Origin of the sequence: Christiangramia forsetii KT0803, from assembly GCF_000060345.1 — a bacterium.
Taxonomy (GTDB): Bacteria; Bacteroidota; Bacteroidia; order Flavobacteriales; family Flavobacteriaceae; genus Christiangramia; species Christiangramia forsetii.
On the sequence record NC_008571.1, the window covers coordinates 1,342,564 to 1,359,095 of the forward strand.

The following is a 16,532-nucleotide window of genomic DNA, read 5'->3' on the forward strand; positions in this document are numbered from 1 at the left end:
AACACCTTTCACTTTAATAAAACCTTTATATCAAATGGATCAAACCCATTGAATAAAGTTTTGTTACCAGGATTTTCCGTCTAATCCCGGAATAACCCTCCATTTGAATACCCTTCAATAAATTAATTTTTAACTCATGTTCTTTTTCTGAGCAGCGGAGGGGCGTATTCATGTTTTCAATTTTAACTCGAGCTTTTAAAATAGTAGTATATAATGTTAGATAAAATTATTCAGTTTTCGATAAATAACAAGCTGGTTATCGGAATACTAACCCTGTTCCTTATAGGCTGGGGAACATATTCACTTACCAGGTTACCTATAGATGCTGTACCCGATATTACAGATAACCAGGTAATGGTCATTACAGTTTCTCCTACCCTTGCAGCCCAGGAGGTAGAGCAACTGGTAACTTTTCCTGTTGAACAAACTATGGTAAGTATACCTGAAATAAAAGAAATGCGATCTTTCTCGCGATTTGGGCTTTCAATAGTAACTATAGTATTTGAGGAAGATACTGACCTCTATTGGGCAAGACAGCAGGTTCAGGAAAGATTATCTGCTGCGGCAGACGAGATACCCCAGGGTGTTGGAAAACCTGAGATGGCACCCGTAACCACTGGATTAGGGGAAATCTATCAATATGTGGTGCATCCAGAAGAAGGTTATGAAGACGAATATGATGCAACTGAATTGAGAACAATTCAAGATTGGATTATCAAGCGTCAACTTTTAGGAACCCCTGGTGTAGCAGAGGTTAGTGGTTTTGGGGGGTTTGTTAAACAATATGAAATAGCTATTGATCCCGATAAACTTCAAAGTATGGATATTACTATTGAAGAAATTTTTACCGCTCTTGAAAAAAACAACCAGAATACCGGTGGGGCTTATATCGATAAAGGACCAAATGCATTCTTTATCAGAAGTGAAGGTCTGGTTAATAACCTGCAAGAACTTGAGAAAATAGTAATTAAAGAAAGTAGTGGAACCCCGATACTGGTTAGGGATGTGGCCAAAGTACAATTTGGGCACGGGGTGCGATATGGGGCTGCAACACGAAATGGCGAAGGTGAAGTAGTAACCGGTATTGTAATGATGCTTAAAGGGGCAAATTCTTCTGCGGTAATCAATAATGTAAAAGATAAAATTGAACAAATTAAAGAAACCCTGCCCGAAGGAGTCACTATTGAACCCTACCTGGATAGAAAGAAATTAGTAGACCGTGCTATTAGTACGGTAACAACGAACCTTACCGAAGGGGCACTTATAGTAATTTTTGTATTAGTTCTTTTTCTTGGGAATTTAAGGGGAGGATTGGTAGTTGCGTCTGTTATCCCTCTAGCCATGCTGTTCGCTATATCAATGATGAACATTTTTGGGGTATCGGGTAATTTAATGAGTCTTGGAGCAATAGATTTTGGAATTATTGTGGATGGTGCCGTGATCATTGTTGAAGCGGTAATGCATGGTATCAATAAAGCTAAACGCAAATATCCGGGAGTACTAAAACTTTCTCAAGCTCAAATGGATGCAGAAGTATTTGATTCTGCCAGTAAAATTAGAACATCAGCTGCATTTGGAGAAATAATAATATTAATTGTCTATCTGCCAATACTGGCATTAACAGGTGTTGCAGGTAAAATGTTCCATCCTATGGCCCAAACCGTTTCTTTTGCCATCTTAGGAGCTTTTATCCTTTCACTTACTTATGTTCCTATGATGTCTGCCTTGGTTTTAAGTAAAAAAACAGAACATAAAAGAAACTTTTCCGATAAAATGATGGATTTTTTCCAACGAGGATATCAACCAATTATTGAAAAAGCCATCCATACAAAATTATTGGTTGTTGGAATTGCGGTGGGACTATTTGCCATGGCTTTAATTGCTTTTTTCCGAATGGGAGGGGAGTTTATCCCACAGTTGGATGAAGGGGATTTTGCCGTTGAAACACGGGTTCCTGTGGGGAGTTCTATAGATCAAATGATAGATGTATCTCAAAAAGCACAAACCATATTATTGAGTCAGTATCCAGATGAGGTAACCCAGGTGGTCAATAAAATAGGTTCCGGGGAAATCCCTACAGATCCTATGCCCATTGAGGCTGGTGATATGATGGTGATTTTGAGCCCTAAGGACGAATGGACCAGTGCGGAAGATCGAGAAGGCTTAATAGAAGAAATGCAGGCATCATTATCGGTGATCCCCAATGCTACATTTAGTTTTCAACAGCCTATTCAAATGCGTTTTAATGAATTATTAACTGGTGCAAAGCAGGATGTGGTTATTAAAATATATGGGGAAGATCTTAATACTCTTTCTGATTTAGCAGGAAATGTCGGGAGAAAAATTCAATCTGTAGAAGGTGTTGAAGATCTATACGTGGAGGAAATTACGGGGCTTCCTCAAATTCAAATACAGTTGGACAGGGATAAAATAGCACAATATGGACTTAATGTAGAAACGATAAATAATGCCATAGAGACCGGTTTTGCAGGTAAAGCTGCCGGAATGGTATTCGAGGGGGAAAGACGTTTCGATTTGGTGGTACGATTAGAAGAGGCAAGTCGTGGTGATATCAGGGATGTGGAAAATTTATTTATAGGCACTCCCGCAGGACAACAGATCCCTCTCAGCGAATTAGCTAATATTTCGTTTCAACCGGGCCCGGTGCAAATCCAAAGGGACAATGCAAAAAGAAGGGTAACTATTGGATTTAATGTAAGGAACAGGGATGTTCAAAGTATTGTTGACGATATAAAATCTATCATTGGCGATAATATTGATCTTCCTGCTGGTTATTATGTAACCTACGGGGGGCAATTCCAAAATTTAAAAGAAGCCAATCAACGCCTATTAATAGCATTACCAATAGCCCTGCTGCTTATTTTGATTTTATTATATTTTACATTTGGCTCTATAAAGCAAAGTCTGCTGATTTTTACAGCTATACCTTTATCTGCCATCGGTGGTGTTTTTGCCTTACTACTTAGGGGAATGCCTTTTAGCATATCGGCGGGAGTTGGTTTTATCGCTCTGTTTGGTGTAGCCGTATTGAATGGTATTGTACTCATTGCAGAATTTAACAGGCTCGACAAAGAAGGCGTTAGTGATATATATGAGCGGGTCCTTCAGGGTACCAGGGTACGTTTAAGGCCGGTATTAATGACGGCTACAGTTGCTTCTCTTGGTTTCCTTCCTATGGCGCTTTCTAATACATCAGGTGCAGAAGTACAACGGCCATTGGCCACTGTAGTAATAGGTGGGTTAATTACGGCTACGGCCTTAACCCTAATCGTGCTTCCGGTCCTGTATATATATTTTACTGAAGGGAAAGTCAAATTCAATTTCAGAAAAAGAAAAATAGCCACCACTTTACTCGTGATTGGGGGAATATTCTTTCCGGCCATGCAATTGCAAGCACAGGAAATAGACCCGGTTCAGGAACGAGAAATTTCCTTAGAACAAGCTATTGAAATGGCAATTGAAAATAATAACCGCATTAAGATTGCCCAATATGAAATAGATGTTGAAAAAACAGGAAAATATGGAGCGATTACCATCCCTAAAACAGAGTTCTCCTATAGTAACGGCGAATTCAATACCCCAACAATAAAGGATAATTTGTATGGAGTTACACAGCGGATCAATTTCCCCACGGTTTATACCAGTCAGTTCAAGCTGGCTAAAGCCAGAGTCAAAAATAGTGAACAACTCAAGGTTATAGCCGAAAACGAACTGGTTGCAGATGTTAAATCTGCCTATTTGAGATACCTGTATTTAAAGGAAAATGAACATTTGTTACAGCACCAGGATAGTCTGTACAGCAATCTTAACAGATCAAGCTCGATGCGCTACAAAACAGGTGAATCCACGAAACTGGAAAGTGTGACCTCGGCAACGCAATCGATGCAAATAAGGAACAGGCTTCAGCAAAATGAAGCCGATTTAAGGATCGCTAAAAAACAACTACAGGTGGTGCTTAACACCAATGATAATATAAGTGTTACGAATACAGAACTTACTCCTATGGAGTTAGATTTTACTATGGAAAGCCAATCGGTGAAACAAAGTCCTTTATACCTCTATTTTCAACAACAATTGGAGTTAAAGAAACGGGAGACCAACGTGGAAAGAAATAAAGTTTTACCTGACCTAATGTTCGGGTATAACAGTCAAACTTTTATTGGGGATCAATTTATAGATGGCCAGGATATTAAATATGATAACGGTGATCGATTTTCCTTTTTTCAGGTTGGTGTGGCTATCCCCATATTCCCGGGGGGGCATCGTTCCAGGATAAAGGCAGCTAAAATTGAAGAGAATATTGCACAATCTCAAATAGAACTGAACCAAACCCAGTTAGAGGGAGAACTTCAGAATTTACTACAGGAATATTACAAGTTACAAGGAACTCTCAATTACTATCAAAATGAGGCCCTGCCACAAGCAGAACTGATTATTGATAACTCCGAAAAAAGTTTTCGAAGCGGAAATGTTTCTTATGCCCAATACCTGCAGAACCTCACTTTAGCGAATAGTATTCAGACAGAGTACTTAAACACCCTTTATCAATACAATCAATCCATTATAGTTATTGAAGCCCTGCTGGGACTGTAAAACCTAATGATATCACATTAAAAATATAAAAGATGAAAATTAAATTCAATACAAAAATTTCGCTACTCATTTTATCCACCCTTTTGGTAGTGGCGTGTGGCAATAATGATTCTGAAAAGACCGAAACTTCCGCAGAATCTTCTACGACAAAAGAAACGCCTGTTGCTAACGGGGCCAAACAGGTCACTTTTACAAAGGATCAATATAATCTCGCCGGAATAGAAACCGGGGAAGTTGAAATGAGAAATCTTAGCAACATCATTAAATTAAATGGGGTTATTGATGTGGAACCTGAAAGCATGGCTTCTGTATCTGCGCCATTAGGGGGGTATATAAAAACTGCCGGGAGATTACCTGGGGAAGAGGTCAAAAAAGGGCAAGTCCTGGCTACAATCGAAAATCCCGAATTTATCCAGATACAACAGGACTATTTGGAAAGTTTGAGCAGGCTACAATTCCTTGAAGAAGAATATAACCGGCAAAAACAGTTAAGGGAAGAGGATATCAATTCGGCAAAAACCTTTCAACAGGTTTCTTCCGACTATAAAATTACACAAGGACGGGTTAAGGCATACGAACAGCAACTTGCCCTTGCGGGTATTAGTAGAAGGAATGTTCAAAATGGTAATATAGCTCGAACTGCGAATTTATACGCCCCTATAACAGGTTTTATAAAAGAGAGCAACGTTAACATAGGTGATTTCATTTCCCCTGAAGAAGTGTTATTTGAAATTGTAAATACTGATGATGTTCATATCGCACTCAATGCATTTGAAAAAGATCTGGAAAAAATAGAGATTGGCCAAACCGTGAAATTTTCCCTTTCTAATGACAATACTTATGACCGTACTGCAGAGGTGTTCCTGATAGGAAAAGCTACAGGAGAGAATAGGATAACCCCCGTTCATTCCCACATTTCAGAGGAAGACGAAAAAGGTCTTTTACCTGGTATGTATGTAAAAGCCTGGGTAGAAACTGGTACGGAGCAACAAAATGCGGTACTCTCTGAAGCAATTGTCCAATATCAGGGGAAAGACTTTGTTGTTCTACAAACCCGGGAGACGGCGAATGCTTATACTTTTAGGTTAGAGCAGGTTAAAAAAGGCCTTGAGCAGGAAGGATATACGGCCATAAGCTTTGCTGAAAATACTGATATTAACAATCTAAAGCCCGTGGTAAAGAATGCTTATTCCATTTTATCTGCATTAAGAAATTCTGAAGAAGAATAATAAAAGGTATTTGGAAACTAATTTCAAAATATTAGGATGAAAATAGGCAAGGTGATATTCAAATTAACAGAACCTTTTCAGGCGCTGCAAAATAGGCTGTTCGCGAAAGTATATCTGGCACAGACTATTAGCCTGCTGGGGGATGCTTTTACCTGGGTTGGTCTTGCCTTGCTTGCCTATCAATTTGGGGAAGAAAGGGCTGCTATAATATTGGCTGCCGCGCTTACATTGAGGGTCACTGCTTTTATCATCTTTTCGCCATTTGCCGGTGTACTTGCAGATCGTATGGATCGAAAAAAGATTTTGTATACGACGCATTTTATTAGGATGGGTCTGGTTGCCTTACTGCCGTTCATTACGGCCGAATGGCAAATTTATGCAATCGTATTTCTTATGAATGTTTTCAATGCTTTTTTTAGCCCTACTTATAGATCTGTTATCCCTCAGATTGTGGATAAAAGATTATATCGGCAAGCTATTGGGTTATCGGCTGCCACGTATCAGTTATTAGGGGTTTTAGGTCCGGGTTTAGCGGGAATACTTGCAGTCTGGATGGGAGCCAGGGAGATATTCCTGGTTGATGCGGGAACATTTATTATCGCAGGGATTTTACTTTTAACACTCCCTAAAACCTTTTTAAATGCAACTAAGGAAGAAGTTCCCAGTAAACACCCAACCACCTGGCAGGATGTTACTAAAGGAGCCAGGCTCTTGTTTCAAAATAAGTATATCCGTTTTGCACTTTTCATAGAACTGGTATCGGCTATGGCAGGAGCATTTATCCTGGTTAATACTATAATACTGGTTAAAGGTGGTTTAGAGTTAACTGATAAGGATTATGGTTTGATTATGGCGGCCTTTGGTATTGGTGCAACAGTGGCTGCTTTTGTTTCAGGAGCTATTGATAAATCTAAATCGAGACAAGTTTCCTTATTATTGGGAGCATTAGTATTGGGACTGTCAATTAGTGCCGCAAACTATCTTAATTTTTCTTTGCTTTTTGTGTTCTGGATCTTTGCAGGGTTGGGACAAAGTCTTGCAGAAATTCCTTCAGAAACCCTTATTGGGGAAAATATATCAGATAGTGAACAGGGAAAAGTATATGGTTCCCATTTCGCTTTTTCCCATCTATGGTGGGCGATTTCTTATCCAATAGCAGGATACCTTGGGACTAATTTCCCAGATAGGGAATTTCTCTATGGTGGAATTATCACTTTGACATTGTTGACGATTGTTTTTCTGTTTCTCAGGCCAAAGGATAGTGTTAGAAAATCAAAACATTTAAAATCGCGGAAAGTAGGTTAGGCATTAACTAAGAGTATGAATATTATGGAAGATCATAAAAACAATAAGACCGTTATTTATCAGTGTAATGGAGTAAACTGCCGAAAGAAAAAAGGCAAGCTTTTACATTATTATATGAAGAAATATAAACTGAAAAACAAAATTGAAGTTGATATAATAGATTGTAACAATAGATGTCAACAAGCCCCTGTTCTCCATCTTCATCCAGACGATATTTGGTTTTCGGAGAAAGATTTAGGAACAGTTATTAAAAGATATATTTTGAATAAATAATCCAACTAGGCTGTATCTAAGTCAATTATGGGAAGAGTATCTCAAAAATTAAAAAGCAATAAATCTCAAAATAAAAAAATTATGAAAAAAGTATTTTTTATCACAACAGTTGTTTTGGCCCTATTAGTATCGTGTAAAGAAACTAAGAAGGAAGAAACTGGTCCCAATGCGAAAAAGGATAATAATGCAGAAATGGTTAGGATCGAAGATAGCATCCAAATGACCCGCGAAAAAACAATGGATAGTTTAGAGCAGGTTAAATCACATGGGCATGCCCATTAATAATCGAAGTGCCAATGTACTGCGATGTGCAATGGGACTTAAACAATTTTATTATGAAAATTAAAAAAATATATGCCTTTCTCTTTCTTTTTCTATGCGGAGCATTCGGCTCTCTGGCATATGCTCACGGAGTAGATGAAAACACACAAACGTTTCTATTGGGAAATAGTGGCGTGGCATTTGGCCCATTTTTATACATAGGAGCTAAACATATGATTACCGGCTATGATCACTTACTATTTTTGGTCGGTGTTATTTTCTTTCTGTATAAACCGAAACAAGTACTCTTATATGTTAGTTTCTTTACCATTGGCCATAGCACCACTTTGTTATTAGGTGTTTTAGCCGATATCAATATTAATGCGTACTTAATCGATGCTATTATCGCCTTATCTATCGTATATAAAGGCTTTGATAATTTAGGCGGCTTTAAGCGCTTCTTTGGTAAACAGCCGAATACCCAGGCGGCGGTTTTGATATTCGGGTTGTTTCACGGTTTTGGTCTTGCAAGTAAGTTACAAGAATTTAAATTCGACCGTGAGGGTCTCTTGACTAATCTAATTGGTTTCAATATTGGAGTAGAAATAGGGCAATTTATTGCTTTAGCAGTAGTATTGATTCTTATCACGGTTTGGAGAAGACATCGCAGCTTTATGAAATTTTCAACAATTACAAATACAGCTTTAATGGCCGCAGGTTTTTTATTGCTCGGCTTTCAATTAACAGGCTACTTTACATCTTAAAAAATATAATTATGTCAGAAATGAAACCTCCATTATTGGAAAAAAATAAAATTATAAAAGCAACTCTTATTTCACTTATCGTAGGAGCATTATTACTAGTGATAGCTGTTTTGCCAGCCGAATATGGAATGGATCCTACAGGTGTGGGGAAACTGATAGGATTTAGCAAACTATACGTTCCAGAAGAATCCGGAACAAATAGTTTAGGAGTAATGGCAACAAACTCAACCACTCCTCTCATTAAATTAGAAAAGGCAGGTTCAGGGCCAAATGTGGAAAGACCTGCTGAGGCCGATAATCCACCTCCAACTACGCAATTAAAATCACGTGAGGATGAAACTAAAGTGGTGGTTCCGGCAGGAAAAGGAATTGAGTTCAAAATAGATATGCTCAAATATGGAAAAATGAAATATGAATGGACTACCGCTAACGGTGAGGTTCTTTATTTTGATTTTCACGGAGAAGTAAAACAGGAAAAAAAAGTTAAAGAGGTTTACTTCGAGAGTTATACTATTTCCAGCTCCAATAATATGGTGGGAACCTTATTGGCCCCATATGACGGGAAACATGGTTGGTTTTTCAGAAACACCGGTAATGAGGATGTCACGGTAACTTTGAGACTTAAAGGTCAGTATTCATTATAATTTTAAGTCCTGCAATGGAAGGTGAATTTCTGCCTATTTAGAATTTCCTAAAATACTATTGAACCAGAGAAAAACAAGAAGCCATAATAGGAGAAGCCTCTAAAACTACTTTGAATTTTAAAATTACATATTTCAAACATAGTTCAGTTAACATCCATGAAAAGCAGGAACAAAGGAAAAAAAAGTGCTAATTCCGGAACCTTCAAAAGAGCAGGTTTTAGAGCAGGATCTAAGGAGAAAGGGGGCAAATGGAGTATTTCGGATCTTCTTTCCCTAATTTTTATTTTTATAGTCGTTTTAGGGATAATTTTATATATCTACCAGCATTTAACACTGTTGTTTTAAAAGTTTATCGGTTTGATTTAAAGTGTTTTACGATATTTAGGTGTACATAGTTCTACATTTAAGACAGGTCTTTACAGCATAGAGATTTTATTAGTTGAAGTATAAACCATAGGAGCTAAGATTCTTATGGTTTATTTTATTTTCCCCTAAATCTCTGTGATAAATTATTACTTTTGTAATCAGTGCAAATACAAAATCAAATAAAAGCCTTATTCCTTCTAGGTGTATTTATGCTGATGTCTTTTCATCAGGTAATACCTCATGCACATCATGAACATGAGGAGGAGAAGAACGAGGTTGCACACCAGCATTCCGGTGAAGATCATCACCACGAAAAGAAAAAGGAAGATAAGCGAGGCGGATTCTTGTCTTATTTGCTGGCTATTCATTCTCATACGAGTGCTTCCAATGAAATTCCGGTTATTAAGGAATATTCCGAGGACGTCAGGGTTCAAAATACCGAAGCTAAAAAGAAAGCTTCAAATAAATACTATTTAGGTAATTGGGTTTTAGCTGATCAGGATTCAGAAAATTTTGAAATTTATCAGCCTCCCAACGATTATTTTAATCCCTATTTATCTTTACTCTCACTTCGGGGACCTCCCGACTTAGTTTGATCAGCTAGTCAGGCCACTACTTAAAATAGCTGGCTGACCTTATCGTATAGATTAAACTAAAATCAAAATTTATGTACAGAAATATAGTTTCCGCTGTATGCGGAATACTAATCTTTATGGGCTCATTCGCCCAGGATACCGGTATGAACGGCATTTTGGAGCAGATTAGCCAGAATAACAGGCAACTCAAGGCATATCAGTCTTATATGGCTAGTCAGAATCTTGCTAATAAAACGGAGAACAACCTGCAGGATCCCGAGGTTTCAGCCTTTTATCTTCCGTTCGGGGAACATCAAACCGGTGATTATACTGAATATCTGGTTTCTCAGCAATTTGAGTTTCCTACAGTTTATGGAGCACGCAGCAAGCGTATTGAAAAGCAAAAGGAATTGCTGGAACTAGAGTATGAAACGCTACGTGAAGAGGTATTACTGAATGCCAAGAAACAGCTTTTGGAATTGCAGACCCTGCAGAAACGAAAAGAGCTGGAGGAAAAAAGAGTAGAGCAGGCCAAACAGGTGTATGATCAAATTCAGCGTTTATTCAATGCAGAACAGATTGGTATCCTGGAATTGAATAAAGCCAAAGTAGCCTGGTTACAGGAGCAGTTTGAACTGGATCAGGTCAACATTAGGATTAGGAGCACATTGCTGGAACTTCAGAAATTGAACGGTGGAAATACAATTGAGGCTGAAGAGGTAGAATTTTTCGCAGATCCTGAATTGGCCGAAATGCAGACGCTTTGGGAAGAAAAACTTTCCGAAGATGCCGAAATTCAGCAGTTAAAAGCTCGTGAGAATCTTGCCCAACAGCAGGTAAAACTGGAAAAGAATAAAATTCTTCCAGACCTAAGCATTGGTTATAATTACCAGGGAGTGAATTCCAGTAATTATTCCGGTTTCTTAGGAGGACTATCCATCCCGCTCTGGAACAGCAAAAATAAGGTAAAAGCTGCTGAGGCAAATTTGGAATATACCCAAGACAATACCGGTGCTGAAACTGCTGAATTATACACTCGTTTTCAGGAAGACTATCAGCAATATCAATTATTAAAGAGAAAATACGAGGAATATCAGCAAACCTTTCAGGATCTGAATTCCGAAGAACTTTTATTTAAAGCTTACGAACTTGGGGAATTTTCATTTCTGGATTATTACCGGGAAGTGGAGTTCTACCGGCAGGCTTTTAACAATATGCTGGAGATGGAAAAAGAACTCCTTCAGCTTAAAGCAACACTTTTAAAACATCAATTATAATTAAATAATATGAATTTCAAGAATTTATTTTTCGCAGCAATATTAGTATTTGGTTTTTCAGCTTGTAGAGATACAGCAAAAGAAGATCATGGACATGAACATGCAGAAGGAACTGGAGCTCATGCCCCGGAGGAGGAAGAGCATGGTCATCCACATAATGAAGATGGTAGTCATATGGACGAAGATCATATGGAACAGGAAGAATTCAAAGTTGGTGAAGATTCACTCGATATGCATGAGGATTCTGACCACCATACGCATGATGACGGAACGGAGCATGAGGATCATTAAAAATCAATAGTAGACATGAAATATATTTATATAGTATGCATCTCGCTTTTCCTATTTTCCTGCGGAAATAACGAGGAGGAAGGCCATGCGCACGATGCAGAAGGAAATCACGTAGGCTCAGAAGTTCCCGCGATCAGTAAAACCATCTGGACAGACCAGACGGAGCTTTTCGTTGAATTTCCGGCTTTAGTGGAAGGAAAAACCAGCAAATTTGCAGCTCATTTTACTGTTCTGGATAAACACCAGCCGATTCGAAAGGGCTCGGTTACAGTGAGCCTTATTCAAGGAGATAGCGGAATTCGGCATAAGGTGGAATCGCCGTCTTCACCCGGAATTTTTTCACCCGCTTTACAGCCAAAAGAACCGGGGACTTACGACCTGGTTTTTGATCTGAAAACTCCTGAGTATTCAGACAGGATCGTAATTGAAGATGTTCAGGTGTATGCCTCGGCTGCGGAAGCTTCAGAAAATATAACGGAAGCTGAAGATGCCGGCATTAGCTTTTTAAAGGAGCAGGCCTGGAAGATCGATTTTCAAACAGAGCCTGTTACAGATGGTGAAGTTTATGACATTGTGCATACATCAGGAGTATGGCAAGCCGCTCCGGGAACATATAAGTCCCTTGCAGCAGGAGCTAATGGAATGGTAAATTTTGCTTTAGATAACCTAACGGAAGGAACCGAGGTGAAAAAAGGTCAGCTGTTGATGACTTTGAGCAGCGAAGGACTTTCTTCCAATAATATCCAGGCAGAAATCGCTCAGGCCAAAGCCAGGTACGATCAAGCGAAAGCTGAATATGAACGAAAAAAGGAACTTTATGAGGATAAAATTGTGCCCAAAGCGGAATTTGAAAGGGTGGAAAGCGACTTTCGGGTAGCCGAATCTAATTACCGTGCACTTGCCTCCAATTACGGAGCTGGCGGGAAGCAAATCAGGGCTCCATTTGACGGATTTATAAAATCCATCAGCACGTCAAACGGGGATTACGTAGAACAGGGAGCTAATCTTGTTAGCATTGGAACTGACAAATCACGTTTGCTTAAAACGCAATTAAGTGCCTCTCATAATCCAAGTAAAGAAGCTATTGCGAGTGTATGGTACAGAAATGATGAAGGCATCTGGAGTGAAGTAGAAGATGGATCGATTGTTTCCGTAGGGAAGGAAGTGGAAGATCGCAAACCAATGATCCCTGTCTTTATTAAAGTAAACGATGTAGTTGAAATGCCAGAAGGCAGTTTTACTGAAGTACAGATCGCTCTTGGAGAGGCTGAAACCGGAATTGTGGTGCCTGAAGCTGCATTACTCGAAGATTACGGTAATTTTTCTGTGATCGTACAAACCGGCGGAGAAAGTTTTGAAAGAAGACCTGTAAAGATCGGGAAACGAAACGGAAAGAATGCACAGGTACTTAGCGGACTTGAGGCCAGAGACGTTGTCGTGACCACCGGAAATTACCAGGTTAAGATGGCTTCAATGTCCGGACAAACACCTGCTCATGGGCATGATCATTAATATTGAAATAGAAATTAGATGTTAAATAAAATATTATCAATTTCACTTAAAAACAGGCTTCTGGTCCTTCTGGCGGCTGTGGTACTGAGCGTCACCGGGTTTTACCTCGCACGTACTATGAACGTGGATGTATTCCCAGACCTTACCGCGCCTACCGTGACCATACTTACGGAAGCTCACGGAATGGAGAGTGAAGAGGTAGAGAAACTAGTAACTTACCAGCTCGAAACCGCGATGAACGGTTCGCCGAATGTAAGAAGGATTCGTTCTTCCTCAGCCGCGGGGATCTCCATCGTTTGGGTTGAATTCGACTGGGGTACTGATATTTACAAGGCAAGACAGATCGTAAGTGAACGTATTCCAATGATTCGTGAAAACCTACCCACAGGAATAGGAGCGCCTACCATGGCACCCATTTCCTCAATTATGGGGGAAGTTATGCTATTGGGAGTCACTTCAGATAGTCTTAGCCCTATGGAATTAAGAACCCTTTCTGACTGGCAGATCCGTCCACGGATCAAGGCCATCGGAGGGATTGCAAACGTGGTGGTGATTGGAGGAGATTATAAACAATACCAGGTTTTTGCCGATCCCGGAAAAATGAAATATTACGATGTAAGTCTTGAGGAACTAACCGAGAAGGTTAAAGAGGCGAATACGAATGCTCCCGGTGGTTTTCTGAATCAATATGGAAATCAATACATCATCAAAGGTAGTGGTAGGGCTTATGTGATAGATGATCTGGAAGAAGCTGTGGTAAAACAGGTAAACGGCCAGAGTATTAAAATAAAGGATATTGCGGAAGTACAGATAGGCGCTGCCGATAAGATCGGTGATGGCTCCCTGAATGCAGAGCCGGCAGTTATTTTGACAATTTCTAAGCAGCCCGATGTGAATACCCTGGAACTTACCGAAAGACTGGACGAGGCCATTGCCGAACTGGAAACAAGTCTCCCTGAAAGCGTGGAGATCAAAAGTCAGATCTTCCGACAGGCAGACTTTATTGATGCTTCCATCAGCAATCTGAATATGACTCTGCTGGAAGGTGCCTTTTTCGTGGTCATCGTGTTATTCATATTCCTGATGAACTGGCGTACCACCCTAATTTCACTACTGGCGATCCCAATTTCATTACTGGTATCGATCATCGTATTAAAAATGCTAGGCTATACCATCAATACCATGAGTTTGGGTGGAATGGCAATTGCAATTGGAGCACTGGTAGATGATGCTATTATTGATGTGGAGAATGTTTATAAACGCCTGCGCGAAAATATTCGAAAACCAAAAGCTGAAAGGCAGTCGGTGATCACCGTGGTAAGGGATGCATCGGTGGAAATTAGAAGTTCCATCATCATAGCAACCCTTATCATTATTGTCTCTTTTGTGCCGCTGTTTTTCCTTGGCGGAATGGAAGGCCGATTGCTGAAACCCCTGGGAATTGCTTTTATTACTTCTGTATTGACATCGCTGATTGTAGCGGTAACAGTTACTCCGGTGCTGTGTAGTTATCTTCTGAAAAAGGAGAAAATGCTGAAAAAGCAGTCCGAAGGAACAAAAGTGGAAAGATGGTTACAGAAGGCCTACGCCGATATTCTAAATCGAGCCTTAAAGATCCCTAAAACCGTGATCGCGGTAACAGTGGTTGCTTTTTTACTGAGTATTGCGTTATTTACGCAATTAGGAAGAAGTTTCCTCCCTGAATTCAACGAGGGATCACTAGTGATAAGTGTGGTGGGGCCTCCATCCATGTCGCTAGAAGAAAGTAATAAGACTGGAAACCAGGTAGAGCAATTATTGCTTGAAATGCCTGAAGTGGATGTGGTTACCAGAAGGACCGGTAGAGCTGAACTGGACGAGCATGCCCAGGGAGTAAATGCCGCCGAGATCGATGTACCATTCACCCTGGAAGATAAATCGAAGGAGGAGTTTTTTGAAGAGGTACGGGGAAAATTAAGTATCGTTCCGGGGGTTAATATTACGCTGGGACAGCCAATTGCCCACCGTATCGACCATATGCTTTCAGGTACGAGAGCCAATATCGCGATCAAGATCTTTGGACCCGATTTACAACAGCTATATGAAATAGGTAAAAACGTGGAGGAGAATATTACTCCTATCGATGGGCTTGCCGATGTAGTTGTTGATCAGCAGATCGAAGTACCACAGATCAAGATAAGCCCAAAACGCCAGATCCTTTCAGCTTATGGAATGACCGTAGGACAGTTAATGGAGCAGGTAGATATCGCCTTTGCCGGTCACGAAGTTGGTGAGATTTATGAAGGTCAGAAGTATTTTGACCTGGTGGTGCGTTATAAGGAGGATGTTAGAAACAGCATTGAGAAGATCAAAACTGCCTTGATAGGATTGCCAAATGGTTCACAGGTTCCATTGGAACAGCTCGCTAGTGTTTCTTCTGTAAGCAGTCCTAATACCATTAGCAGGGAAGATGTACAGCGTAAAATAGTTGTGGCGGCCAATGTGCAGGGCCGTGATTTGAGAAGTGCGGTAGAAGAGATTCAGCAAACTGTGAATTCTTCGGTGACTATTCCCGAAGGTTACAGAGTACAATATGGGGGCCAGTTTGAAAGTGAGTCCAGAGCTTCGCAAATGCTTTTGATTACTGCGGTGATAGCCATATTTGTGATCTTTTTGTTGCTTTATTTTGAATTCAATAATGTAAAACTGGCATTTGTGGTTCTCATCAATTTGCCGCTGGCACTTATCGGTGGAATCCTCATTGTTTACTTCACTTCCGGTATTGTAAGTATCGCTTCTACTATTGGTTTTATAAGTCTCTTTGGAATAGCAACCCGGAACGGGATCTTACTGGTATCGAGATATGAAGATCTACGAAAGGAAGGCCTTAGGGGATATGAGCTCATTAAATCTGGTGCGCTCGACAGGTTAAATCCAATTCTGATGACAGCCTTTACCACAGGGTTGGCACTTATTCCATTAGCTTTAAAAGGAGGCGAACCGGGAAGTGAGATCCAGAGTCCAATGGCTGTTGTAATTCTTGGAGGATTGCTTTCAGCAACGGTACTGAACCTGGTTGTGATACCTTGCGTATATGAATTAGTTACGAGGAAAGAATATTCCACTTCTAAAATTTAAAAAAATATGGCGGACTCGATGTAGAGTCCGCTTTTCATTTTTAGCAGCAATTGTTTCCTTCCTGAATGGGTGGACAGGCAACAGTACCATAAGAACAATAAAGCAGCAATCACCTTCCTTTGGTTTCAATAATTGACTGCAGTTTTCGCATTGGTAAAAAAACTGACAGGCTGTTGTGGACATTTCTTCTTCTCCTTTTCTTAATAAGATTATTTATAACAGTATCAAAATTATTTTTAGATTAACCTGTGGTTAATATAGTATATGTTAAAAATATATTTTAGATTTGCCTAAATAATATTTT

General features: G+C 39.7%; 12 protein-coding genes and 1 pseudogene. 12 read left to right on the top strand and 1 reads right to left on the bottom strand.

The window, feature by feature from the left end; genetic code table 11:
- Positions 1–213: 213 nt before the first annotated feature.
- The 12 genes from GFO_RS06035 to GFO_RS06095 all read left to right on the top strand — a co-directional run bounded on the left by GFO_RS06035 (position 214) and on the right by GFO_RS06095 (position 16,228).
- Positions 214–4,614, top strand: a complete 4,401-nt coding sequence (locus GFO_RS06035; RefSeq protein ID WP_011709184.1) for a CusA/CzcA family heavy metal efflux RND transporter — start codon at positions 214–216, stop codon at positions 4,612–4,614.
- Positions 4,615–4,646: 32 nt separating this feature from the next.
- Entirely contained in the window at positions 4,647–5,843 is a 1,197-nt protein-coding gene (locus GFO_RS06040) for an efflux RND transporter periplasmic adaptor subunit (protein ID WP_011709185.1), read from the top strand.
- Positions 5,844–5,879: 36 nt separating this feature from the next.
- Entirely contained in the window at positions 5,880–7,148 is a 1,269-nt protein-coding gene (locus GFO_RS06045) for an MFS transporter (RefSeq protein ID WP_011709186.1), read from the top strand.
- A 24-nt stretch (positions 7,149–7,172) separates the two neighbouring features.
- On the top strand, positions 7,173–7,421 hold the full coding sequence (locus GFO_RS17960; protein WP_148264598.1) for a (2Fe-2S) ferredoxin domain-containing protein: 249 nt from the start codon (positions 7,173–7,175) through the stop codon (positions 7,419–7,421).
- A gap of 27 nt (positions 7,422–7,448) precedes the next feature.
- Positions 7,449–7,703 (top strand): hypothetical protein, encoded by a 255-nt coding sequence (locus GFO_RS06055; protein ID WP_011709188.1) that lies wholly within the window; start codon positions 7,449–7,451, stop codon positions 7,701–7,703.
- 53 nt (positions 7,704–7,756) lie between these two features.
- Positions 7,757–8,446, top strand: coding sequence for a HupE/UreJ family protein (locus GFO_RS06060; protein ID WP_037314357.1), 690 nt, complete (start codon positions 7,757–7,759; stop codon positions 8,444–8,446).
- 11 nt (positions 8,447–8,457) lie between these two features.
- Positions 8,458–9,090, top strand: coding sequence for a hypothetical protein (locus GFO_RS06065; RefSeq protein WP_011709190.1), 633 nt, complete (start codon positions 8,458–8,460; stop codon positions 9,088–9,090).
- 527 nt (positions 9,091–9,617) lie between these two features.
- Positions 9,618–10,052 (top strand): hypothetical protein, encoded by a 435-nt coding sequence (locus tag GFO_RS06075; protein WP_011709192.1) that lies wholly within the window; start codon positions 9,618–9,620, stop codon positions 10,050–10,052.
- 71 nt (positions 10,053–10,123) lie between these two features.
- Entirely contained in the window at positions 10,124–11,308 is a 1,185-nt protein-coding gene (locus GFO_RS06080; protein WP_011709193.1) for a TolC family protein, read from the top strand.
- A 9-nt stretch (positions 11,309–11,317) separates the two neighbouring features.
- Positions 11,318–11,599: a hypothetical protein gene (locus GFO_RS06085; RefSeq protein WP_011709194.1), complete on the top strand. Its 282-nt coding sequence runs from the start codon at positions 11,318–11,320 to the stop codon at positions 11,597–11,599.
- A gap of 15 nt (positions 11,600–11,614) precedes the next feature.
- Positions 11,615–13,111 carry an efflux RND transporter periplasmic adaptor subunit gene (locus GFO_RS06090; protein ID WP_011709195.1) on the top strand — a complete coding sequence of 499 codons (1,497 nt, stop codon included), beginning with the start codon at positions 11,615–11,617 and terminating at the stop codon, positions 13,109–13,111.
- A gap of 18 nt (positions 13,112–13,129) precedes the next feature.
- Positions 13,130–16,228, top strand: a complete 3,099-nt coding sequence (locus GFO_RS06095; protein ID WP_011709196.1) for an efflux RND transporter permease subunit — start codon at positions 13,130–13,132, stop codon at positions 16,226–16,228.
- A 40-nt stretch (positions 16,229–16,268) separates the two neighbouring features.
- Here the strand turns inward: GFO_RS06095 and GFO_RS18045 are convergent.
- A pseudogene (locus tag GFO_RS18045) lies at positions 16,269–16,441 on the bottom strand (GDCCVxC domain-containing (seleno)protein).
- Between the last annotated feature and the right edge of the window lie 91 nt (positions 16,442–16,532).